Annotated in this window: 18 protein-coding genes; 12 read left to right on the forward strand and 6 right to left on the reverse strand. The window is 43.6% G+C overall.

Going from position 1 to position 22,719, the window contains the following annotated elements:
* Nucleotides 1–29: 29 nt before the first annotated feature.
* From HYN43_RS27075 to HYN43_RS27090, 3 genes are all read right to left on the reverse strand, one after another.
* On the reverse strand, nucleotides 30–1,430 hold the full coding sequence (locus HYN43_RS27075; RefSeq protein ID WP_119406982.1) for an IS4 family transposase: 1,401 nt from the start codon (nucleotides 1,428–1,430) through the stop codon (nucleotides 30–32).
* Nucleotides 1,431–1,885: 455 nt separating this feature from the next.
* Nucleotides 1,886–3,991, reverse strand: a complete 2,106-nt coding sequence (locus HYN43_RS27085; protein ID WP_245447035.1) for a TonB-dependent receptor — start codon at nucleotides 3,989–3,991, stop codon at nucleotides 1,886–1,888.
* Nucleotides 3,992–4,141: 150 nt separating this feature from the next.
* Nucleotides 4,142–5,464 (reverse strand): PQQ-dependent sugar dehydrogenase, encoded by a 1,323-nt coding sequence (locus HYN43_RS27090; protein ID WP_119406984.1) that lies wholly within the window; start codon nucleotides 5,462–5,464, stop codon nucleotides 4,142–4,144.
* Between the two features lie 207 nt (nucleotides 5,465–5,671).
* On the opposite strand from HYN43_RS27090, the gene HYN43_RS27095 reads away from it, so the two are divergent.
* From HYN43_RS27095 to HYN43_RS27105, 3 genes are all read left to right on the forward strand, one after another.
* The gene (locus tag HYN43_RS27095; protein WP_162996648.1) at nucleotides 5,672–7,630 is read left to right on the forward strand and encodes a T9SS type B sorting domain-containing protein; all 1,959 of its coding nucleotides are present in this window, start codon (nucleotides 5,672–5,674) and stop codon (nucleotides 7,628–7,630) included.
* Between the two features lie 233 nt (nucleotides 7,631–7,863).
* The gene (locus tag HYN43_RS27100) at nucleotides 7,864–9,780 is read left to right on the forward strand and encodes a T9SS type B sorting domain-containing protein (RefSeq protein ID WP_162996649.1); all 1,917 of its coding nucleotides are present in this window, start codon (nucleotides 7,864–7,866) and stop codon (nucleotides 9,778–9,780) included.
* A 99-nt stretch (nucleotides 9,781–9,879) separates the two neighbouring features.
* Nucleotides 9,880–10,806, forward strand: a complete 927-nt coding sequence (locus HYN43_RS27105) for a T9SS type B sorting domain-containing protein (protein ID WP_119406987.1) — start codon at nucleotides 9,880–9,882, stop codon at nucleotides 10,804–10,806.
* A gap of 19 nt (nucleotides 10,807–10,825) precedes the next feature.
* Here HYN43_RS27105 and HYN43_RS27110 read toward each other — a convergent pair whose 3' ends face one another.
* Entirely contained in the window at nucleotides 10,826–11,347 is a 522-nt protein-coding gene (locus HYN43_RS27110) for an NADPH-dependent FMN reductase (protein WP_119406988.1), read from the reverse strand.
* 298 nt (nucleotides 11,348–11,645) lie between these two features.
* Between HYN43_RS27110 and HYN43_RS27115 the strand changes: the two genes are divergently transcribed.
* The 9 genes from HYN43_RS27115 to HYN43_RS27155 all read left to right on the forward strand — a co-directional run bounded on the left by HYN43_RS27115 (nucleotide 11,646) and on the right by HYN43_RS27155 (nucleotide 20,930).
* A complete protein-coding gene (locus tag HYN43_RS27115) occupies nucleotides 11,646–12,449 on the forward strand; it encodes a ParA family protein (RefSeq protein WP_119406989.1) in 804 nt (267 codons plus the stop codon).
* 3 nt (nucleotides 12,450–12,452) lie between these two features.
* Nucleotides 12,453–13,364, forward strand: coding sequence for a ParB/RepB/Spo0J family partition protein (locus HYN43_RS27120; RefSeq protein ID WP_119406990.1), 912 nt, complete (start codon nucleotides 12,453–12,455; stop codon nucleotides 13,362–13,364).
* Between the two features lie 14 nt (nucleotides 13,365–13,378).
* Nucleotides 13,379–14,071 carry a DUF5683 domain-containing protein gene (locus HYN43_RS27125; protein ID WP_162996650.1) on the forward strand — a complete coding sequence of 231 codons (693 nt, stop codon included), beginning with the start codon at nucleotides 13,379–13,381 and terminating at the stop codon, nucleotides 14,069–14,071.
* 23 nt (nucleotides 14,072–14,094) lie between these two features.
* On the forward strand, nucleotides 14,095–14,844 hold the full coding sequence (gene dapB, locus HYN43_RS27130; RefSeq protein ID WP_119406992.1) for a 4-hydroxy-tetrahydrodipicolinate reductase: 750 nt from the start codon (nucleotides 14,095–14,097) through the stop codon (nucleotides 14,842–14,844).
* An 18-nt stretch (nucleotides 14,845–14,862) separates the two neighbouring features.
* A complete protein-coding gene (gene lepB, locus HYN43_RS27135; protein ID WP_119406993.1) occupies nucleotides 14,863–16,317 on the forward strand; it encodes a signal peptidase I in 1,455 nt (484 codons plus the stop codon).
* A 183-nt stretch (nucleotides 16,318–16,500) separates the two neighbouring features.
* Nucleotides 16,501–17,643 carry a signal peptidase I gene (gene lepB, locus HYN43_RS27140; RefSeq protein WP_119406994.1) on the forward strand — a complete coding sequence of 381 codons (1,143 nt, stop codon included), beginning with the start codon at nucleotides 16,501–16,503 and terminating at the stop codon, nucleotides 17,641–17,643.
* A gap of 81 nt (nucleotides 17,644–17,724) precedes the next feature.
* A complete protein-coding gene (gene lepB, locus HYN43_RS27145) occupies nucleotides 17,725–19,149 on the forward strand; it encodes a signal peptidase I (RefSeq protein WP_245447037.1) in 1,425 nt (474 codons plus the stop codon).
* A gap of 177 nt (nucleotides 19,150–19,326) precedes the next feature.
* On the forward strand, nucleotides 19,327–19,752 hold the full coding sequence (locus tag HYN43_RS27150; RefSeq protein WP_119406995.1) for a hypothetical protein: 426 nt from the start codon (nucleotides 19,327–19,329) through the stop codon (nucleotides 19,750–19,752).
* Nucleotides 19,749–20,930, forward strand: coding sequence for a hypothetical protein (locus HYN43_RS27155; RefSeq protein ID WP_119406996.1), 1,182 nt, complete (start codon nucleotides 19,749–19,751; stop codon nucleotides 20,928–20,930). The genes HYN43_RS27150 and HYN43_RS27155 overlap by 4 nt, the downstream gene beginning before the upstream one ends.
* A gap of 5 nt (nucleotides 20,931–20,935) precedes the next feature.
* Here HYN43_RS27155 and HYN43_RS27160 read toward each other — a convergent pair whose 3' ends face one another.
* Together HYN43_RS27160 and rpsJ are read right to left on the reverse strand one after the other, a co-directional pair.
* Nucleotides 20,936–22,009 carry an Ldh family oxidoreductase gene (locus HYN43_RS27160; RefSeq protein ID WP_119406997.1) on the reverse strand — a complete coding sequence of 358 codons (1,074 nt, stop codon included), beginning with the start codon at nucleotides 22,007–22,009 and terminating at the stop codon, nucleotides 20,936–20,938.
* Nucleotides 22,010–22,397: 388 nt separating this feature from the next.
* Complete coding sequence (rpsJ, locus tag HYN43_RS27165) at nucleotides 22,398–22,703, reverse strand: 30S ribosomal protein S10 (protein ID WP_022830652.1); 306 nt, start codon at nucleotides 22,701–22,703, stop codon at nucleotides 22,398–22,400.
* Between the last annotated feature and the right edge of the window lie 16 nt (nucleotides 22,704–22,719).

Raw genomic sequence — 22,719 nt, forward strand, 5'->3', positions numbered from 1 at the left:
TGCTGCCGCTCGGTTCCTACCCATAGCCGTTAACTTAAGGGGTTAAAGATATCATTGACAATACAGAAGCTTGCTTTTTTACCTTTCTTCGGTTCAATAAGCAGGCTTTTTATTATTGGGAAGATAAATAACTCAAGCCAGGCTTCGAACGTTATGTTATGGTTCATCACCATTCTTAACGCATATGCCCATAACCTGGCTTGTTTAAAGAACTTCCAATGAGAACAGGCATATTCTCTATTTTCTTTTTGGATAGAATCGTCGAGACATCGGAATATTTTCCAGTTGATCAATATCCAAATGAACCTTGCAAGGAGTAGGCACTCAAACCGTTCTTTTTTTACAGGCTTTATCCTGTGGAGGTTTAACAACGATTTCCAACTTTTAAAAATGAGTTCAATTTGCCATCTGAGACGATATAGTTCAATCACATCGTTTGAATTAAAGATAGCCGGATCTACATTGGTAATAAATACGCTGAACCGGCATCGCTGTTTGTATTCTTCAGAAAGTTCCCGCCCCCGGCTCTTTGCCTGTTTTTGAGCTTTTCTTATCCGTTCAGCCCAGGTCTGCTCTGCGACTGGTACTACGATCAGGCGGCATTCAAGCGCTTTTTTACCTTTGCCAAGTACAATTTCAGTTTCAAAGCATGCCTGTTTATTGGTCCGCATGCGCTCATAAAGTGAGGACCAGTCAATTACTTTGCCTGTTGCCTTATGAACAGGTTTCCATTTCGGTTGCAGTCTGTTAAGAAAAAAGGCTTTCCGCTCTGTAACTCCTCTCAAATAAGCCATTGTAACATAACCCAGGTCCCGGATATGTAGATCATCTTTAGCTATGCGGCATGCTGTTCTCTTTGAATAACTCTGATCATTTTTTGTTGCCTTGGTTAACTCCAGGTTCTCCCAATCTCCATTTTTGAGGTCAAAGGAGTATTGTATGTTCATTAGCGGATTGGTAACAGCTCCTCCATAACCCGGATAACTCTCTTTATATTCATCAGGCAGGCAGAACTTACAAGAGTCGGTAATCAGTACCCGCGCGAATGGTTGCCAGGTATCGTGATTCCGGATAGCTAATCTGGTAGCCATTTGTTCGGCTAAAACCAGCTTCATAAATTCAACACCACTTTCGTTAAACCGTTTATGCAAGCCGACTTTGCTCAATGACTTACCGCTTTGCCTAATCAGGTCATCGCAACAATCCTGAAGGCTAATCTGGTGATCAATGCTATTGAATACAAGCGTATCAATAAATGCTTCTGGCTTAAGTTTAGAACTACGACGACAAAAACCGCTTTGGCGGGCGAGTTCAGCAATTTTATCAGCCTTAATAACCGAGCAGATGGAACTATTCAGGGTATCCGAATAATCTGAAACGAATCTACTTTTATCAAAAATGAAAGGAGCTTTTCCCTTAGCAAAAAGCACTTCGTCTGAAAAAAAGTGTTATATTTATACAAGAAAAGGCGGTCTTGCCTGGAAACAAACCGCCTTTTCAATAAATATTAAAACTATACAAATATGGGAAAATCTAATTGGTTTTGCCCTACGGCGAAGCCTCGCATTATTCTCTTTTCAAATTTTCTTCGACAAAAAAATCCTTAAGTTAACGGCTATGGGTTCCTACCGAGTGGCAACTATCTCACGGCCTCCGGCCGCCGAGGCCCGGTTCCTGGTTGAAGTTTAGCGACAGCGTAACCTCGACTTTAACTGTATTAAACTTTCAACTTAAGTTTTTCGATTTGAATAGATATTTAACGCTGCATCCCGGAAGCAGAATGCTTCCGCCACTTTAGGTCGAAGTTACGCTGTCGCTAAACTTCGACCAGTATTGGCCCGTTAGGATTTTTACTATGATCTATGAACCATCAACTATGAACCACTCAATACATAAAATTCATCCCAACCGAATAATTCCTTAAAGGTGCAGCGTTATAATACCTGTTGCCAACCGCATTAAGATCATTACCCAGGCTGTATTTTTCGTTCAGCAGGTTATCCGTGGCAGCAAAAATCTCAAAGCGGGTTTTACGCTCGATAAGCGGCTGATAGCTAACCCTTGCCTGCAACAGGTTATACCGGTTTGCATAAACGGTGGCAGCATCATTAAGCGGGATTTTTGAAGTGAAGTTATGCTGTACAAACAATGCCAGATTTTCAGGAAACCGGATCTGCAAGCTGGTAACAAACACATTTTTAGGAACTCCGGTAAGCCTGTTGCCCGAGTAGTTGGCATTGGTGACAATATAATCCCTAAACCTGAAATGGCTGTAAGTGAATGATTCATTAAACTGCAGTCCGCGGATAAACAAGTATCTGTTCGGTCGGATGATCCAGTAGTATAATGAAGCTTCGGTGCCCAGTTGATTGGTGCCGCCGGCGTTAATGTAATGCTCGGTTTCATCAGCATTAAGGCGGCGTACTATGGCATTATCTAAGCGGTAGTAATAAACCGATGCGTCAAGCATCAAGGTTTCGTCGCTGTTGCGGAGGCGGAAGCCGGTTTCATAGTTCCAGCCGTATTGTGCCTGTAAGCTGGTGTTGATGATATTGTCTGTGGGCCTTACCTCGGCAGTGGTTGGGCTCGAATAGCCGCGGCTTACACTCGCCCTCCAGGCCAGCGGGTTAACAATCTGGTAGGATAGGGCCAGCCTCGGCATTAGCTGCGCACTGAAGCTGCGCTTGGTAAAGTTATTTTGAGCGAGGGGATAAACATTTTTAAAATCATATCCATAGTTATTTAAACTCGCGGCCGCTTCAATATGCAGGCGTTTATAAACATCGGCCGCATAGCGTACAAACAAAAAATGCTGGTTGGTGCGGATGTCATCAATGGTTTGGGTGGTATCCTTTACGCCCTGCCTGTTGCCGTAGTTGGCAATGTGCGAGTTGGTTTGCTGCCACTCAAAACCGAGATCAATCTTCCAGTCGAGGTTGGTTTTTTTATTGCCGGTAAGCTCAAAATAAGTTCTGAAACCGTAGGTATTTTCGCTTCGCTGCTCGTAATTAGTAATAAAAGGGTTGGCAAAATCAACATGGTTGCCAAAAACGGCCAGTACATTGCGGATGTGATTGTTAAAATGGTATTCGTTAGTTAATCCGCCTAAGTACATTTTGGTAGTGATGCGGATGTGCTGCTGAATGGCCCCAGGCAAGGTAGCAGTTGGCTGGCGGGCCAGCCGCGGATCGGTATTGTATTGAGCCAGGTTAAGGCCGCCAGGCGTTTGATAAGCCAGATCTGAAAATATACCCAGGGCTTTCAGCGTGTTTTTACCACTGTAGTTCCAGCTATCGGCCAGTTGCAGGTAATTGCGATGCATATCGCTGTTTTGCCGGTAGCCGTGATAGGTTTGATAACTTTGATTAATGTTGAGGGTATAATCGGCGCTTTTAAGCTGGGCGTTGGTTTTTTCGTGGAATAATCCGTACGATCCACCGCTAACTCCCGCCGAAATAAAAGTACTGTCGTTATACCTGTTTAGCGGACTGAGGATAGCTACCCCGCCCGAGTTGGCGCCAAACAAGCTGCCATCAGGCCCTTTCAAAATTTCTACCTTTTGTATCGCTGCTATGTCAATTGCGTTGAGGTAACTATTGCCGCCCGCGTCGGTTAAAGGGATATCATCAAAATAAATTTTCACATCACGCACACCAAAAGGCGAGCGTAACAAACTTCCTCTTAATGAAAGCCGGTAACTGCCAGGCGAACGCTCTTCAGTACGCACGCCGGGCACGGTATTGAGTGCATTTACAAACGAGTTATCGGGCTGAATTCTGAGTTGCGCAGCGCCAAGAACGCTTACAGAAGCCGGTACGCCGATAATAGGTTGTTCGTTAAGGTACCCCTTTATAACAACCGGCTGTAATTGCGTGGTGTCTTTTTTTTGCGGGATTTTATTTTGAGCATTAACTGTAACTGTGGCAGCTACAACAAAAGTAAGGGTAGTAAACAGTTTTAACATAAACGGATGATAGGCGATGGTTTTCAAAAATAGGTGTTTGTAGCTGTAAAAGTGAGCATCGCTATGTAAATATCTTGATAAGCCATCATACCAATTCTTCACCATAAAGAACATACAAAAAGGTTTCAAAAAAGATAACAAGAAGTTTCCCCCGGAGGAGGAGATTTAGAGGGGCTCTCAATGTCGCACCCGCCATATTTTATTCCCTGCATCATCAGCCACCAGTAGCGAGCCATCTTTAGCCACCGCAACCCCAACAGGGCGTCCGTAAACTTTTTGCTTAGCATTATCGGCAATAAAACCCGTTAAAAAATCAGTAACAACGCCGCCCGGTTTATTGCCGTTAAAAGGGACAAATGCCACTTTATACCCCACCAGTTTTGAGCTGTTCCACGAACCATGCTGGCCTATAAACGCTCCGTTATCATATTGCTGCGGAAAGCTTGTTCCGGTATAAAAGGCTAATCCCAGCGATGCGGTATGTGCTCCAAGCGCTAAATCGGGTACAACAGTTCTTTTTACCATCGCCGGGTTAGGATCATTATGTGCCACAACCGGGTCTTCATGCTGCCCGAAATAAGCCCAGGGCCAGCCATAAAATCCGCCTTCCTTTACATAAGTTAAATAATCCGGCACCAGCTTATCGCCCAGATCATCGCGCTCGTTAACTGCAGTGTACAAAGCCCCGGTGCCGGGCTGCAGGGCCATCCCAACCGGGTTGCGCAGGCCCGAAGCGTAAATGCGCTTGCCGCTGCCATCAGGATTAACCTCTAAAATACAGGCTCTTTCTTTTTCATGTTCCATGCCATGCTCGGCCACATTACTGCCCGATCCTACCGAAACATATATTTTGCTGCCATCGGCATTGGCGCACAGGTTGCGCGTCCAGTGGTTATTGTATCCGCCTGCAGGCAGGCTTAATATTTTAACGCCTTTGCCGCTTACCTTCATATCGCCCAATTTATAAGGGTAACGCCAAAGCGCATCGGTGTTGGCTACATAAAACCAGTCGCCCAGTATCAGCATCCCGTAAGGCTGATTTAATCCGCTCATGAACACCGTTTTTGAGTTGGGCACCCCATCGCCATCAGTGTCTTTAAACAGCAAAATATGGTTGGCACTTTTACTATAATGCTGCGATTTGCTCGCGCCTATAATGTCGGCACCAATTTTTTTAATACCGCTTATTTCGGTATTGGCTTCTGATACAAAAACATCGCCGTTGCCGGCCACATAAATATTGCGCGGATTATCCAGACCTTCGGCATAAAGGTTTACCGAGAAGCCAGCCGGAGCAACGGGCATTTTGCCTTTGGGCCAGCCAATCACTTCACAAAAGTTTTTTACAGCTTTGGTTTCATAAGGCGCAGGTAGCTTAACTTCCTGCCGGCTGCTGTTTACCACCGTATCGGCTTTGTTATAGTTGGCATGTGGTTTTTGCTTGCAGGCAATAAACAGGCTGGAGGTAGTTAAAGCATATATAATGAGTTTGTTTTTCATTTTGCAGTATTGATATACTAATAGTTAACTTTTTAAAGGCAGTGTTTGTTTCAACGTAAACAATTGTTTAACAAGCTGTAATATATTGGTTATTAGAATGCTTTTTGCGCGCTATGCTGATTAAAAAAATTATTTTTGAAGGCTTGATGTTTTAATCCCCTGATTGATTGAATGCGCCCGGATGTTGCCAAAATATTTTTAATGCTGATGATTGCTTTTGTTTTTACAAAAGCAAAGGCACAATCGGTAGTATGCACCGGCAGTTTGGGTGATCCTGTACTTAAATATACGTTTGGTGCCGGACCTAACTACGGCGCTCCCCTGGGCACCGATTTTACGGATTTTATCTATACGCAGGCATGCCCGGCAGATGGCCAATATACCATTGTTAACAGTGGTAATATTAACCCGAGAAACGGTGGCGGAAACTGCCATCCCGGTGGCTGGCAACCACTCCCCCATGATCATACCGGCGACCCGAACGGTTACATGATGATTGTTAACGCCTCGCATGATCCCAGTACTTTTTTTACTTACAAAATACCCAATGGTGTGTTATGCCCCGATACCAAGTATGAGTTTTCGGCATTTATACTTAACCTGATTGTAAAGGAATTAGCCGGCCCTGGTTTTTCAAGGCCCGATATTGTTTTTTCCATTACCCGGGCCGATGGCACAAAAGTTACTTATGATACGGGTGCCATACCCGAAAGTGCAAACCCTGACGACTGGCGCAAATACAGCATGCCCTTCAGAACGCCGCGGGGTAATACCGCTATAACACTCGAGATGGTCAATAAATCGCCGGGAGGTACGGGTAATGATCTGGCGCTTGATGATATCGAATTCAGGGCTTGCGGTCCTGCTATACCTGTGGGTTTTGGTGCGGTAGGTAATACCCAACCCCAGCCCGCCTGTTCCGGGGATCCCAAAACCTATCACCTTGTTGCTAATCCCGGCGCCGGTTATGACGATCCTAAATATCAATGGCAAAACAGTTTTGATAAAGGAACTACCTGGACGGATATACAGGACCCTAAAGCCACCTCACCCAACTATGATTTAACGCTCGACGGGACCAAGCCACCCGGCACTTACCAATATCGCCTTGCGGTTGCCGAGGGACGCAATATCAATTCGCCAGGTTGCCGTACATACTCGGGAGTGCTCACTATCAATATGGATTCATATCCCGTAGTGCCTCATATCGATCCTGTTTATACCTGTGTTGGCGAGCCAATAATCCTTAGGGCCTCGGGGGGCGCAAGCTATGAATGGGTTGGCCCCGGAGTAAATGCTGTAAATAAAAACAAACCCGATCTGGAAATAAAAAATGCTTCATTAACCGATGCCGGTGATTACAAAGTGTATGTACAATCGGCGGGTGGTTGTGTTAAGGAATCAAATATTATAACTGTTAGTATTGAAACTAAGCCGGTAATCACTATTACCGGCCCCTCGCAAATTTGCAGCGGCACTACAGCGGTTTTGCAGGCTTATGCCCCCAATGCCAAAACTTACGTGTGGTCGCCTGCCGAAGGTGTATCCGATCCTGCTACGGGCACTTTAACAGTAAGCCCGAAGCAGACCACGGTATATACGGTAACTGCTATAACCGCCAATCGTTGTGAAGATAGTAAAACGATAACCCTGGAGGTTTTACCCTCACCCCAGGCCATCGCCGGCCCGGATAAAACCGTATTTGAAGGTAAATCTGTTGTGCTGGAGGCCCAGGCCCCCAACGCCGGCATTTATTTATGGACACCCGCTACCGGACTGGACGATCCCTCCAAATTAAACCCCGTGGCAAGCCCTGTTGATGACGTTACTTACACGCTCAAAGCCATGTCTGATAACGGCTGCGAACCTGCCTTTGCAAGCGTTTTTGTAAAAGTGTTTAAAAAGGTGAATATTCCCACGGCCTTTACGCCCAACGGCGATGGGGTAAACGATACCTGGAATATCAAGGCCCTTGAAACTTATCCCAAAAGCGAACTGAAGGTTTTTAACCGCAACGGCCAAACTGTTTTTACCACTACCGGCTATAGCAAACCCTGGAATGGTGGCTATAACGGCTATCGTTTACCTACCGGAACCTATTATTATATCCTCGATTTAAAGGATGGCGAGCCGATACGCTCGGGCTGGGTGTTTATTGCGTATTGAGCAGACTGATTGAATTTAAGCTGCCTCTCATCATTATTAAACAACTAATTATCATATCATTTTCGCTTAAATAGGGATGCAGATACATGCCTGCGATAATATATTCATGCTTTTGCAAGCTTTTATGCATCGCGATAGCTAAAAAAATATATTTTTGAAAGTTCGACCTTTTAATCAAGCACTTAATGTACCTACGACTGCCCCTGTCACTGTTTTGCCTGCTTTTATTTTTAATGATTTTTTCTGTGGCTAAAGCGCAGCAATGTGAAGGCAGCTATGGCGATCCGGTAGTTAAACTGGATTTTGGTTCGGGAGTGAATGCTACGGGGCCCCCGCTGGAAGACGGCATTACTAACTTTTTCTACGTGCCTGATTGTGCAAACGATGGTCAATACTCTATAGTAAGCAGCCAAACTTCGTGTCACACTACATGGCATGTTGTTACACATGATCATACAGGCAATGCGGGCGGATATATGATGCTTGTAAATGCTTCGGAAACGCCGAAGGTTTTTTTTACGGCAAGCAAAAGCCTTAATCTTTGTGAGAACACTAATTACGAATTCTCTGCCTATGTACTTAACTTATTAACACTATCCGCAAGTGTTTCCGGCACGGTACAGCCCGATCTTTTGTTCACTATCAGAAGGCCCGACGGATCTATCCTGGAGCAATACGATACAAACACCATACCGCCAACAGCAAATCCCGAATGGGTAAAATACAGTATGCCCTTTTCAACCGGTCCCGGCGTTACAAACATTGTTCTGGAGATAAAAAATAACGGGCCCGGCGGCAACGGTAATGACTTGCTGCTTGATGATATCGAATTTAGAGCTTGCGGCCCGTTAATTACCCCCGGATTTTCAACTATAGGTAATACCATGCCTCAAAATAGTTGTGCGGGTACACCCAGTAACTACAACCTTGTTGCCCAGCTTGGCAGCGGCTATACAGCTCCCAAAGTTCAATGGCAGCAAAGTACAGATGGCGGTGTTACCTGGGCAGATATAGCCGGGCAAACCAATCTGACTTATTCATTTTCAATGCCGGCCAATGCACCTGTGGGCAACTATGCGTACCGGATGGCCGCTGCCGAAGGTGATAATATTTCATCGCTTAATTGCCGCACCTACTCAGAACCGCTTAGGATAACACAAAATCCAAAACCGGTGCCGCCGGTTATCCAGGTTGCCCCGGTATGTGACGGCGACCCTGTTAATATTTTGGCCAGTGGCGGAATGAAATACGAATGGATTGGCCCCGGTGTTACTGATGCAAACCGGAACCTGCAAAATTTTGCGCTTGAACATGCTTCAATGGCTGATGCCGGTGATTACCGGGTTAAGGTAACAACTACCGGCGACTGCCCGGTATTTTCTAACACGGTACATCTTGCGGTTAATACCAGGCCGGTTTTTTCTATTAATAGTCCTTCGCCAATCTGCGCCGGAGCTTCAACCGTGTTAAATGTAACCCCAAACGGAGCTGATATTAAAAGCTATAGCTGGCAGCCGGTTGATGGCTTGTCAAGCCCAACATCGGGCACAACTACAGCCTCGCCCAGCCAAACAACCGTATATACGGTTACCGTAACCAACAACAATGGTTGTACAGACCAAAAATCAGTTACGGTAACTGTGCTGCCGCCGCCAACAATAGTGCTGTCGCCTAAAGAGATAATAGTTGAGGGCCAGTCAATTGTGCTGGATGCAAAGCCCTCCAATGCCGATACCTATTCGTGGACACCTACTGAAGGCCTGAGCGATCCTACAAGTCCCAACCCCATTGCCAGCCCAACGCATGATATTACTTATACCCTGACCGCCACTTCGGGCATAGGATGCGGTACAACCACGGCCGATGTTTTTGTACGTGTTTACAAAAAAATCATTATCCATACCACATTCAGCCCTAATGGTGATGGTGTAAATGATACCTGGGAGATTGAAGCCCTCGAAACCTACCCGCAAAGCCAGCTTAAGGTATATAACCGTAACGGGCAGCAGGTTTTCAGCAGCACGGGCTATAGCAAACCATGGAACGGCGGCTATAACGGTTATGTTTTGCCATCGGGTACTTATTATTACATCATCGATTTAAAAAACGGATCGCCTTTGCAATCGGGTTGGGTATATATTGCGCATTAAAACAGTGGCTTATCATCGCTTCACAAAAAACTAACAGTAGACTGCCGGGGTAAAATACGTGTTTGAACCTAAATTTAGGGTTCAACTGTTGATCCGGTCATGCAGGCGCGTGTTTCTACCTTGTTTTTTATTTTTTTGCTTGCGATGATCCTGGCAAATGCCAACGCGCAAACAATGGATTGTACCGGTAATTTAGGTCACTGGCTTATCAGGGAAGATTTTGGTTCGGGTATTGGTCATGGCCCCGCGCTGCCACCCGGCGTTACCAACATGACCTACACGCCCGAGTGTACTGCCGATGGGTTTTATACCATCGTGAACACCACGCAAGGCTGTAGCCCCGGCGAGTGGCATACCGTAAAGTTTGATCATACCGGCAATAAAAACGGGTATATGATGATGATCAATGCATCCAACGAGCCCAGCACTTTTTATACCCGCATGGTACCTTCGCTATGCCCAAACACTACGTACGAGTTTTCGGCTTATGTAATTAATCTGCTTAAAAGTTCTATCACAGGGCCAACGGTACAACAGCCCGATATTCTTTTTTCAATCGAAACAACAACGGGTGAGGTGCTTGATATGTTGCAAACCCATCCAATACCGGCTACTGCCGCGCCTGTTTGGAAAAAGTTTAGCCTAACGTTTAAAACGCCCGAAAGTGTAAGCAGCCTGGTATTAAAAATAAGTAACAGCGCCCCCGGTGGTCCCGGAAACGATTTGCTGCTGGATGATATAGAATTTATAACCAGTGCGCCTAAGTTAACCATCCCCACCATATTTTCACCCAATGGCGATGGCGTTAACGATGTGTGGAATATCACTAATCTGGATGCTTATACCGATTGCCTGTTAATGGTATTTGACAGGGCCGGAGCTGTAGTTTTTAAAAGCATTGGTTATAACAGGCCCTGGGATGGTACACGTAACGGTCGCCCGCTTGATATGGGTACGTATTATTACATTATCGATCGTAAAAATAATTTGCCGAGAATATCGGGTTGGGTATTTTTAATGCGATAATCGGTGTAATCCCCAAAAACTAAAAAGTAATGATCTTATCTATCTGCTCATTAACAAACTTAAGGGTATCGGGCTTAAACAGGTTTCCGTCTTCATCAAACTCTTTATGGATGGCGGCTATATGTATTTTAAGCGCCATAATATTAAGGTGCAGGTAATGGCAAACGCCGGTAAAATGATCAACCCCACGGATATTGCCATACTTGCCTGATGACAGGCCCACCAATGCCGCCTTTTTATCATAAAAGCTTTCGGGAAAGCTGCAGGCATCTATAAAAACTTTCAATACGCCCGGAAAACTGCCGTTATACTCGGGGATGAGGAAGATAAATTTATCGGTATTGGTTACTATTTGCTGAATGGGTTCAAATTCGGCGCTGCGTTTGTTGTACAGGTCACTTTCGATGATGTTTGCAGGTAGTTGTGCTAATGATAATATGCCGGCCTCAACCCCTTTTTCCTGAAGCTTTTGCTGATAAATTTTAGCCAGTTTAAGCGTCGAGCTGCCGGGACGGTTGGTTGAGGATATAATGGTTATCATTGATATGTTAATAATTTTTAATAATTAAACCGGCAAAATAAGATATCGTTTATTTGATAATATATTGTTATTGAGTAATTTGCTTCGCTATGATTTAAATCATAACTTAAGCTAAACCTTTAAACCAATAACCTGCCAATTCAATAATTATGTTTGTAAATAGGCAAAACCTGTGGAATTCTGCATTATTTAATTCCGTATCTTTATCACCGGATAAAAACTTTACGAAAGTAGAAATTTCTGTTTCTATTTTTCGTTGTTATAAATCACAGTAATATAAATTTTTTTAAACTATAGAATGAGTAAAATTATTGCGTTGGCCAACCAGAAAGGTGGCGTAGGAAAAACTACATCATCTATAAATCTGGCTGCAAGCTTAGCTGTATTGGATTTTAAAACTTTGTTGGTTGATGCTGATCCCCAGGCTAACTCAACATCGGGTATCGGTTTTGATCCCCGCAATATAAAAAACAGTATTTACGAATGCATTATTAATGAGGTTGATCCTCACGAGGCTATCCAGAAAACTGATACCCCTAATCTTGATTTGCTTCCTGCGCATATTGACCTGGTAGGTGCCGAAATTGAGATGATTAACCTAAGCGGCCGCGAGTACAAAATGAAGCAGGTGTTTGATAAAGTGCGCGACGAGTACGATTTTATCATCATCGATTGCTCTCCATCGTTAGGTTTGATCACCATTAACGCCTTAACTGCAGCCGATTCGGTAATTGTACCGGTACAGTGCGAGTACTTCGCGTTGGAAGGTTTGGGTAAATTATTAAACACCATCAAAATTGTTCAATCGCGCTTAAACCCGCAATTACAGATTGAAGGCATCCTGCTTACCATGTATGATGTGCGTTTACGCCTGAGCAACCAGGTGGTTGATGAGGTTCGTACCCACTTTGAGGATATGGTATTTGATACCATCATTCAGCGTAACACCCGCTTAAGCGAGGCCCCAAGCTTTGGTGTATCAGTAATTATGCACGATGCAACCTGTAAAGGAGCCGTGAATTATTTAAACCTGGCACGCGAAATATTAGCCAAAAACGGTTTGGTGAAGGACGAACCTGCAACTGCAGCAGCAATAGTATAACAAATGAGTGGTGAAAAGAGAAATGCCCTGGGCAAGGGACTGAGCGCGCTGTTGAATGATACGCCCAACGTACAACCATACCAAAATAAAAGTAAAGAAACTGCAAGCCCGGCCGAGGTAAACGACCTCGGCTCGGTAAATGAAATAAAGCTGGATGAAATTGAGGTAAACCCGTTTCAGCCCCGTACCGATTTTGATGAGCAGGCATTAGCCGAGTTATCCGATTCGATCAAACTGCAGGGCCTTATCCAGCCTATTACCCTGCGCAAAGTAAGTGCGCATAAATACCAGCTAATCTCGGGCGAACGCCGCTTCCGTGCTTCAAAACTGGCAGGTTTAACCCAGATCCCGGCCTACGTGCGTACAGCTAATGACCAGCAGATGCTGGAAATGGCCCTCATCGAAAACATTCAGCGCGAAAACCTGAATGCCATTGAGGTTGCCCTTAGCTTTCAGCGGATGATTGAGGAATGTAACCTGAAACAGGAAGAGCTGGGCGACAGGGTAAGCAAAAACCGCTCGACCGTTACCAATTATCTTCGTTTGTTGAGGTTGCCGCCGGTTATCCAGGCTTCGATACGCGATGGCGAGCTTACCATGGGTCATGCCAAGGCTATTTTAACGCTTACCGATCCTACAAAACAAATATTTATACATCAGCATATCATAAAAGAAGGTTTATCCGTTCGTAAGGTTGAAGAACTGGTAAGGGATATGCAAAAAGCACCGGTAAAAAAAGAGGGCAAACAACCCGAGCCGGTATCGTACCAGTTGCAGAAGATCCAGGACGACCTGGCTTCGAAATTCAGCACACGTGTAAAACTGAAAGTAGGCAGCCGGGGTAGCGGCGTTATCGAAATTCCCTTCCTTTCGGAAGATGATCTCGGTCGGATCCTGGAAATGCTTGACTGGTAAAGCTAATATTTATAATGTATAGATCTCTGTTATTTTTAGGATTGTTCACTTTTTTTGCCTTTGCAGCCAAAGCACAGGTTGATACTACAGCCGCAAAAAAAGTGGACACCATCCAAAAAGTAAAAAGGAAAGCCTCCGGAACGCAAATAGGATCATTTGCTCCCCGCATTGATCCCGCAAAAGAAAAAATTTACCATCCCGATAGCCTGCACAGCCCGCATAAGGCGGTTATGCGCTCATTAATGATACCCGGCTGGGGACAGTGGTATAACCGCACAGGTTGGTGGTGGAAAATGCCCGCTATTTACGTTGGCTTAGGCTTGTTTACCAAAAACATTATTGATAACCAGCATTATTATAAAGAATACCTTACTATTTCGAGGTACCGGCAGGGCAACCCACCTAAAAAAGGTGATCCTTATTACGAGGAGTATATCGCTTTTCGGGATAATGGAGTACCTGATGCCAACCTGAACGATGCACGTGAAAACTCCCGCCGTAACCGCGACCTGAGCATTTTTGGCTTTTTAGGTGTTTGGGGCATCCAGATTATTGATGCCTATATCGATGCCAAGTTTATCCACTCGTACACGGTGGATAATAACCTGTCGTTTAAAGTTGCGCCGGGATTAATTAACCAACCCACATATGCAACAGGACTTAATAATAGCTATATTCCGGGTTTAAAAGTTACCTTTACGTTTTAATTAAGGAAAACCAGATAACCGAAATGAAAATAGCGTTACTTGGCTACGGAAAAATGGGCAAGATCATCGAAAAGATTGCCCAGAGCCGCAAGCACGAAATTGTATTGACCATCGATCATGAAACGCTTCATGATCTAACTCCCGAAAATCTTCAGAAAGCCGATGTGGTAATTGAGTTTACTACTCCGGCATCGGTATTGGATAATATTAAGCATTGCTTTAATGCAGGCGTGCCCGTAGTTGTTGGTACCACCGGCTGGTACGAAAAACTGAACGAAGTAAAGCAACTGTGCGAGGAGGGCGACAATTCGCTGTTGTATGCATCAAACTTTAGCGTGGGGGTTAACGTGTTTTTCCATGTTAACAAGTTGCTGGCTAAAGTGATGAACCGCTATCCTTACTACGAGGTACAGGTTGAAGAAATTCATCACATTCAAAAACTCGATTCGCCAAGCGGTACCGCCATCACCATTGCTGAAGGCATTATCAACAATACTGATAGTAAAAACGAGTGGGTTAATGTTTTAACCACTGATGATAAAGATGACGATGCCAATGTTGCGCCTAACCAGTTGCTGATCGAATCGTTAAGGATTGACAGTGTGCCGGGTACGCATACAGTTATTTATGATTCGGAGGTGGATAGCATCGAGTTTAAACATACGGCGCATAACCGAAACGGTTTTGCCCTTGGTGCCGTACTGGCCGCCGAGTGGCTGCACGATAAAAAAGGTTTCTACTCGGTAGAAGCCATGTTTGATTTTAACAGCTAAACTATACTGTTAATACCAATGGGAATAGCGGGCTATATGGGTGTTTTTATCACAATAAGCCCGCTATTGCTGTTAATACTGGCCGGTTACTGGAAGCTTTTTGAAAAGGCCGGCAGGCGGGGTTGGGAAGCTCTTATCCCTGTTTACCACCTTTATATTATGCTTAAGTTAAACCAGCGGCCATGGTGGTGGCTGTTGTTGCTCGCGGTACCTGGTATCAATCTTATTCTTTTTTTCGTCATTCTTATCGATTTCCATAAATCATTTGGCAAGGTACGTGTGCGGCAAATTACCATGGCGGTATTGCTGCCCTTTGTGTTTATACCCAAATGGGGTTTTGACAAGCACACGCAATATGTGGGGCCCGTAGCGGGTGACGATTTCAGGGAAAGGTACGGCAAAACAGTAAAGTCTCCGGTTCGCGAACTGGCAGAGGCTGCTTTTTTTGCCCTGCTTGTGGCCTGTGCTATCAGGGGATTTTTTTTGGAGGCCTATACCATCCCTTCTTCATCTATGGAGAGCTCATTAATGGTGGGCGATTTTTTGTTTGTAAGTAAAATAAATTACGGTGCACGCCTGCCGATGACGCCCGTGGCCTTTCCTTTTGCGCATAATGTGATGCCTTATACGGGCACTAAATCATATTGGGGAGGGATCGGGCTGCCTTACTATCGGCTACCCGGCTTTAGCCATGTAAAAAATGGTGATGCCGTGGTGTTTAACTACCCAATGGATGCCGATTCGCCGTATTACCGCCCGGTTGATAAACAGGATAATTATATTAAACGCTGCGAGGGTAGCCCCGGCGATACGATAAAAATGGAATATGGCCAGGTTTATATAAACGGAAAATCCGTAACTACGCCAGCCAATGCCCAAATGGAATACGGGGTGCATACCGATGGAACAGGCAGGGCGCCCGGGCCCGATATGCGTTACAGGCTTCATTTAAAAGATGTGCAACAGTTTACCCGGGCCGATTATACACTGAATACTACAGCTGCCTCTGCAGAGAAATTAGCATTATCACCATATATCAAAAGTGTGAAGCCCGATGTGCGGCTACGTGGATTTTATGATCCGGAAGTATTTCCGCATAATCCGCGGCTGAGGTGGAACGAGGATAACTGGGGGCCGTTTGTTATCCCCAAAGCTGGTTGGACGGTAAAACTGGATAGCGTTACACTCCCGCTTTACAGCAGGGCTATTTCGGTTTACGAAAATAACGGGTTAGCTGTTAAGGGCAAGGATATATTCATTAACGGGAAAAAAACGGATAGCTATACCTTTAAAATGAATTACTACTGGATGATGGGCGATAACCGCCATAATTCGGAAGATTCGCGTTTTTGGGGCTTTGTACCCGAAGATCATATTGTGGGGAAGGCCGTGTTTGTGTGGATGAGCTGGGACGCTGAAGCTCCATCTTTCAATAAAATAAGATGGAACAGAGTCTTTAGCAGAATTAATTAGGGATATGTGCAGATTTCAGATGTGCAAATGTGTAGATTTTGAACGCAAAAATGATTAATTAATGAAAACCTATATTTAATATTGAAGAGCGTAACATATAACGTGTAACATATATCTTATACAACAAATATAAACATCAAAAAATCTGCACATTTGCACATCTGAAATCTGCACATCAAGATTATGAACTGGAAATTCTGGAAAAAGAAAAATACAACTAAGGTAAAAAAGAAAAAAAGCACGCTTCGTGAATGGGGCGACGCCATCATTTTTGCTGTTATAGCTGCCACCCTTATCCGCACCTTATTTATCGAAGCTTACGTTATCCCCAGCGGCTCGATGGAAAACTCGCTGCTTGTGGGCGATTACCTGTTTGTAAGTAAAGTGAATTACGGCGCAAGGATGCCGATAACACCCATATCGTTCCCATTTATGCACCACACCACCCCCTTTGGTACCAAAGCCTACTGGGATGGGGTTAAGCTGCCTTACTACCGTTTGCCGGGTTTAAGTGATATTAAAAAACAGGATATTGTGGTTTTTAACGCGCCGATAGAAGCAGACTCACCTTATTTTCGCCCGGTGGATAAACGCGAGAATATTATTAAGCGATGCCAGGGCACACCAGGCGATACTTTAAGTGTTGTTGATGCCCAGGTTTATGTAAATGGTAAAAAAGCACCCAACCCCGAAAGAGGGAAAGAAGGCTATTTTGTTCAAACCAACGGAACGGAGTTTAACCCGGCTATTTTGAATGAACTTAAAATAGAAGAGCCGCAACCCATGGGCGATAACCGTTATGAAATGAAGATGACTAAAGAGGCCCTGGCCACTTTAAAAACATACTCAAACGTAAAATCAATAATACCGGCAATAACCATGAAAGGCACTGCCGATCCCCTGAATCCGGTATATCCGGTTAAATATCCCCGTTATAAAATATCATCTAAATTTCCGCACTATACCTGGAATGTAGATAATTACGGCCCTATTATCATCCCTAAAAAAGGATGGACGGTTAAGCTGGATAGCCTCACCTTCCCGGTATATGGCCGTGCTATCGAAATTTACGAAAATAATAAGGTAGAAGTTAAAGGCGCGGATGTATTCATTAACGGAAAAAAAGCCGATACTTATACTTTTAAAATGAACTACTACTGGATGATGGGCGATAACCGCCACAATTCGGAAGATTCGCGCTTTTGGGGTTTTGTACCCGAAGATCACGTAGTAGGTAAGGCTTTATTTACCTGGATGAGTATTGACAGCACCGCGGCATTTTTTGATAAGATCCGTTGGAACCGTTTATTCAGGGGGATCCATTAATTATAATTTAAAAACAGCATTGTGAACGGAATAGGATTAATAATTGCATTTGTTCTTTTTATAATATTACCATTTGCCGGTTTGTGGAAGCTATTTCAAAAAGCAGGCAGGCCAGGTTGGGAGGGTATAGTACCGTTATATAATTTTTTAATAATCATTAAGCTTACCGGCCGACCTGCATGGTGGTTTATTCTGCTGCTTGTACCCGGTCTTAATTTTTTAGTCGCGTTGGGGCTGCTTATCGATTTTTTAAAATCGTACGGAAAATTTACCCTTGCAGAGCATTTTCAAGGTGTGGTATTGCCTTTTATTTATTTCCCGAAGTGGGGAGGTGATAAGGATACCAAATACCTGGGCCAATCGGCCGGCCCGGCATTCAGGGAAAAATATAAAGTAGCCCTCAAAAAAACTCAAACCCGCGAGTGGACCGATGCAATCATCTTCGCGGTAATAGCGGCTACGCTGATTCGTACGCTGTTTATCGAAGCTTATGTAATTCCAAGTGCTTCGATGGAAAGTTCGCTGCTTATTGGCGACTACCTGTTTGTGAGTAAGGTAAACTACGGCGCGCGTTTACCGATGACGCCTTTAGCATTTCCGTTTGCGCACCATACCATGCCGCTTATTAACACCAAGGCTTACTGGGACGGTATTGAGCTGCCATATTACCGCCTGCCCGGTTTAAGCGATATTAAAAAAGGCGACGTGGTGGTATTTAACTACCCGATGGATGCTGATTCGCCATTATACCGACCGGTTGACAAGCGTGAAAATTATATAAAACGTTGCCAGGGTACACCGGGTGATACTTTAAGTGTTGTTAATGCACAGGTGTTTATAAATTCGAAAGCCGCAATTACACCACCTAAAGGCGAAATGACATACCTGGTTAAAACCGACGGAAACGGCTTAAACCCGCAGCTGGCAACTGATCTGCATCTTTCGGATGTTCCGCCGGATGGTTTAAACAGTCCGGAGTTTAGAACTAACACTACCGAAGAATCGGCCCGGATATTACGCAGCTATTCGGGAATTAAATCAGTAACGAAGGAGGTAGCTCCGCGCGGGGCATCTGATCCGATTAACGCGGTATATCCTGCTGCGTTTGCCAACCCGGTACTTACACCTAAAATCCCTGATTATAAATGGAATGTAGACAATTTCGGGCCCATCATAGTACCCAAAAAAGGCTGGACTGTGAAGCTGGATAGCCTTACTTATCCGCTATATGCCCGTTGTATTTCGGTTTATGAAGGCAATAAGGTTGAAGTAAGTGATGGTAATATCCTCATTAACGGACAAAAAGCCGATAGCTACACCTTTAAAATGAATTATTATTTTATGATGGGTGATAACCGCCACAACTCGGAAGATTCACGTTTCTGGGGTTTTGTTCCTGAAGATCATATTGTAGGCAAGGCACTGTTTATCTGGATGAGTATTGATGATAACGCATCGTTTATTCATAAAATCCGCTGGAGCAGGTTGTTTAACCTGATTCATTAACCCCCTACCCCCCTGAAGGGGAAACTATTGTTAAAGGCCTGTTTTGCGAAGCAAAACAGGCCTTTAACTTTTATTCAAGTAGCAATCTCGCCGAAGTTGTTATTTGTTATTAATACAATATTTCTATTTTTATTATAAATAAATATATCTTTATGAAGATAGATATATTTATATTTTATGCCCTTAATTAAGTACGCGAGAAATTTAGATGGTACATATGGACCAACCGTTAATGGACATTATTACACATCAAAACAAGACCATCGAAGAACTGCTAAATATAAAAAGCAGAAGACAAGGTGGTGTATTGACGAGGGAGAAGAATATAGCGTATTTAAACCTGCGGCAGAAGATTATAATTGTTGGTTTTCGCAAGAAAATAATTGTATTTTTAGTATAATAGACTCTGCAAAGGTGACTCTTGGAAAAAATGGCGAAAAATTGGCTAAATTTCCAAATGAAAGAAATAATGGAGAGCCATGGCATGGATATCCGGTTTCAACCGATGAACCTCAAAATCGACCATCATCGGAACAACTTGATTTGTTAAAGGATAAATTGCCGCTACATGTAATAGTTAAAATAGAAAAAGGAACTTTATGAAGACTATTAGATTCTACATTAAGGGAGATTTTCAGGATGGGTATTTATACGGCGGACAACTATTTCTTATTGAGAATGGAGGTGAATTAAAAACCATTCCATTATGGGATATTATAACTCAACATATATATCCAGGGTCTGAAGAACACGACTTCTTTAAAATTATTTTTTCTCAAAATAATTGGTTAAAGAATGAACAAGGAAAATCTTTTTTTTCTATAAAACAATTCAAAGAAGGTTTTGATAAACTTTGGCGAAAGTATACCAATATTGAGTATGAATTCACCATGGATAAATCGGAACCCAAAGTATTACAAACGTTAGAAAGTGTCCCCGTATTTGATATGCAAGTCTATGGAATGAGATTATTTATTGGAAATAGACAAGGTTTATACGAATCAGGTTTTAGTATTAACGATGATAATTCCGTTCATCTTAACGAAAAAATAGAGAGAGTATTCGACGCGAAAACGACAAACATCAATGCCAAATCTGGATCTGTAATGATTTCGTCTAATTCGGACGGCTTATTCCATGGCCAAATGGTAGAGATAGGAAGTAGGTTAAAAGTTAAACCTAAGCCAGTTTCCAAAAATTCGCTAAGATCTGGTTGGAGTGGCTACGATGTATTGAATTACGAATCACAAAGAAATTTCGATTACTTAAAAAGTGCTTTTAGCAGAACAGAGGAAAGAAAGTATTTATATAAAGATGAAGCTAATACAAATAAAATCAGCATTGATGATGTTGGTACCGAAGCCTATTCTTTGCATGATTTATTGAGTAATTCTCGAATAGACGAAGAAAATATTGTCTACTCTTTTAACAGTTCAAATAATTGTTTTTTCTTTTTAAACGATGGAAGTTTAAAAGGACTATCTTTTAGAAAAGATAACAAGGACTCACCAGTAAAATTGAGTTCGACTGATTTTTTATTGCCGAAAGGAGTTACTAAAAGCAATATGGCCATAAAACCTATTTCGACGAAGATTGTACCGAATGGATGCGTTATTGAATATTTTGATCAAGTCATACTTATGTATAATGGAAAGAAAAGCGTATTGGAAGATAATTCAGTAATATCAATTAAAACTTTTCCTGGGTCAATCAGATATAAAAACATTATAGCCATTTTTGATGGAAGTGGGGTTGCAATTCATTCTATGTACCCGTTTTGAGTTTTTTAAAGTTTAGTTATTCCAAACCGCTCAGCCAGTTTATTCAAATCTTCTACAACGGCATCAACTAATGGTATGCCATTCGCTAACCTATCAGCTTCTGCTTCTAACTCCGGCTCGCCGGGGATGATTACCTTTTGATCCGGATCAACCGTAGATGATGATTTAAACCGCTCTATCCAGTTATCTAAATGGTTTTTAAACTCATCAACCGGGCGGAAACCATCAACCCGCATTGCGCCTAAAAAGTGGCCTATACCAGCACCAACAGGGTCAGCAGGAGGATCAAGAAATGCAACAAACGGCGGCACCCATGGGCCATAGTTTGCACCTGATAATACTGCTGATAGAATATCAACGGTCGCACTTAATCCGAAGCCTTTGTGACTGCCATGATCGCGATCACTACCAAGGGGCAGGAGCGAGCCACCGGTTTTCAGCGCATGCGGATCGGTTGTGTAATTACCCTCTTTGTCCTGGATCCAGCCTTCTGGTACTTGTTTTCCTAAACGCTGGGCTATTTCCAGCTTGCCATTGGCCGCCGCCGAGGTTGCCATATCAACAATTACCGGTGGATATTTGCCGGCCGGAAAAGCATAGCACATCGGGTTGGTTCCCAGTAAACGCTCGTTAGAGAAAGTGGGGGCCACCAGCGGACTGGCATTGGTCATGGCGAAGCCGATCATATCTTTTTCTACTGCCATCAACCCATGATAGCCGGCAATACCAAAGTGATTGGAATTGCGTACCGATACCCAACCCGAGCCATATAGTTCTGCTTTTTTAATCGCAACTTCCATCGCGAAAGGCGCTACCACCAAACCAAGGCCCGCGTCGCCATCAATGGTGGCTGTGGTGGGTGTTTCGTGTACTATCCGGATGTTCGGTACGGGATTAATTCGTTTCTTCTCCCATAGGCGTACATAGCCGCTTAAACGCGCCACGCCGTGCGAGTCGATGCCTCTTAAATCTGATTTGAGCAGTACATCGGCAGCTAATGCGGCGTGTTCATGGCTACAGCCTATTGCCTTGAAAATATCTTCGGTAAAGGTGCGTAGGGTAGATGGTGATATCAGCATGTGGGCAAAGATAACCGTTGATGTTTTTGATTTCGTTGATTTCGTTGATTTTTGTCTGAACCGGGATTTGGGGGGATTTTTGGGATGGGCAGGATTTTTTGTCTGGTTGTTTTGTCTGAACTCGAATTTATCAAATTAAGGAATTAGTGGAATGCCAGGCAAATTCAAAAAATTCTAATAATTCCCCCAAATTCGAGTTCAGACAGATGAGAGGACGAGAAAAATCCCATAAATCCGGGAAATCTACCCAAAGCCCGGTTCAGACAAATCTAACATTGCAATGACGCACGCGGAGAGTATAGCGCACCCCCCACAAAAAAAAACCATCCGCTTACGCAAATGGTCTTTTTATTTTTAGTCCTACACCTTTCAGTAGGCCGGTCCTCTATCAAACTTTGATCTCAACCTCAACACCGCTTGGCAATTCAAGCTTCATCAGGGCATCTACAGTTTTTGAGTTTGAGCTGTAAATGTCTAATAAGCGTTTGTATGAGCAAAGTTGGAATTGCTCACGTGCTTTTTTGTTTACGTGTGGTGAACGTAATACGGTGAAGATTTTCTTTTCGGTTGGTAACGGAAGTGGTCCGCTAACTACAGCGCCTGTTGGCTTTACTGTTTTTACGATTTTCTCGGCAGATTTGTCTACCAGGTTGTAATCGTAAGATTTCAATTTGATCCTGATTCTTTGGCTCATTGTTAATTAATTTTTA

The organism is Mucilaginibacter celer, assembly GCF_003576455.2.
Taxonomy (GTDB): domain Bacteria; phylum Bacteroidota; class Bacteroidia; order Sphingobacteriales; family Sphingobacteriaceae; genus Mucilaginibacter; species Mucilaginibacter celer.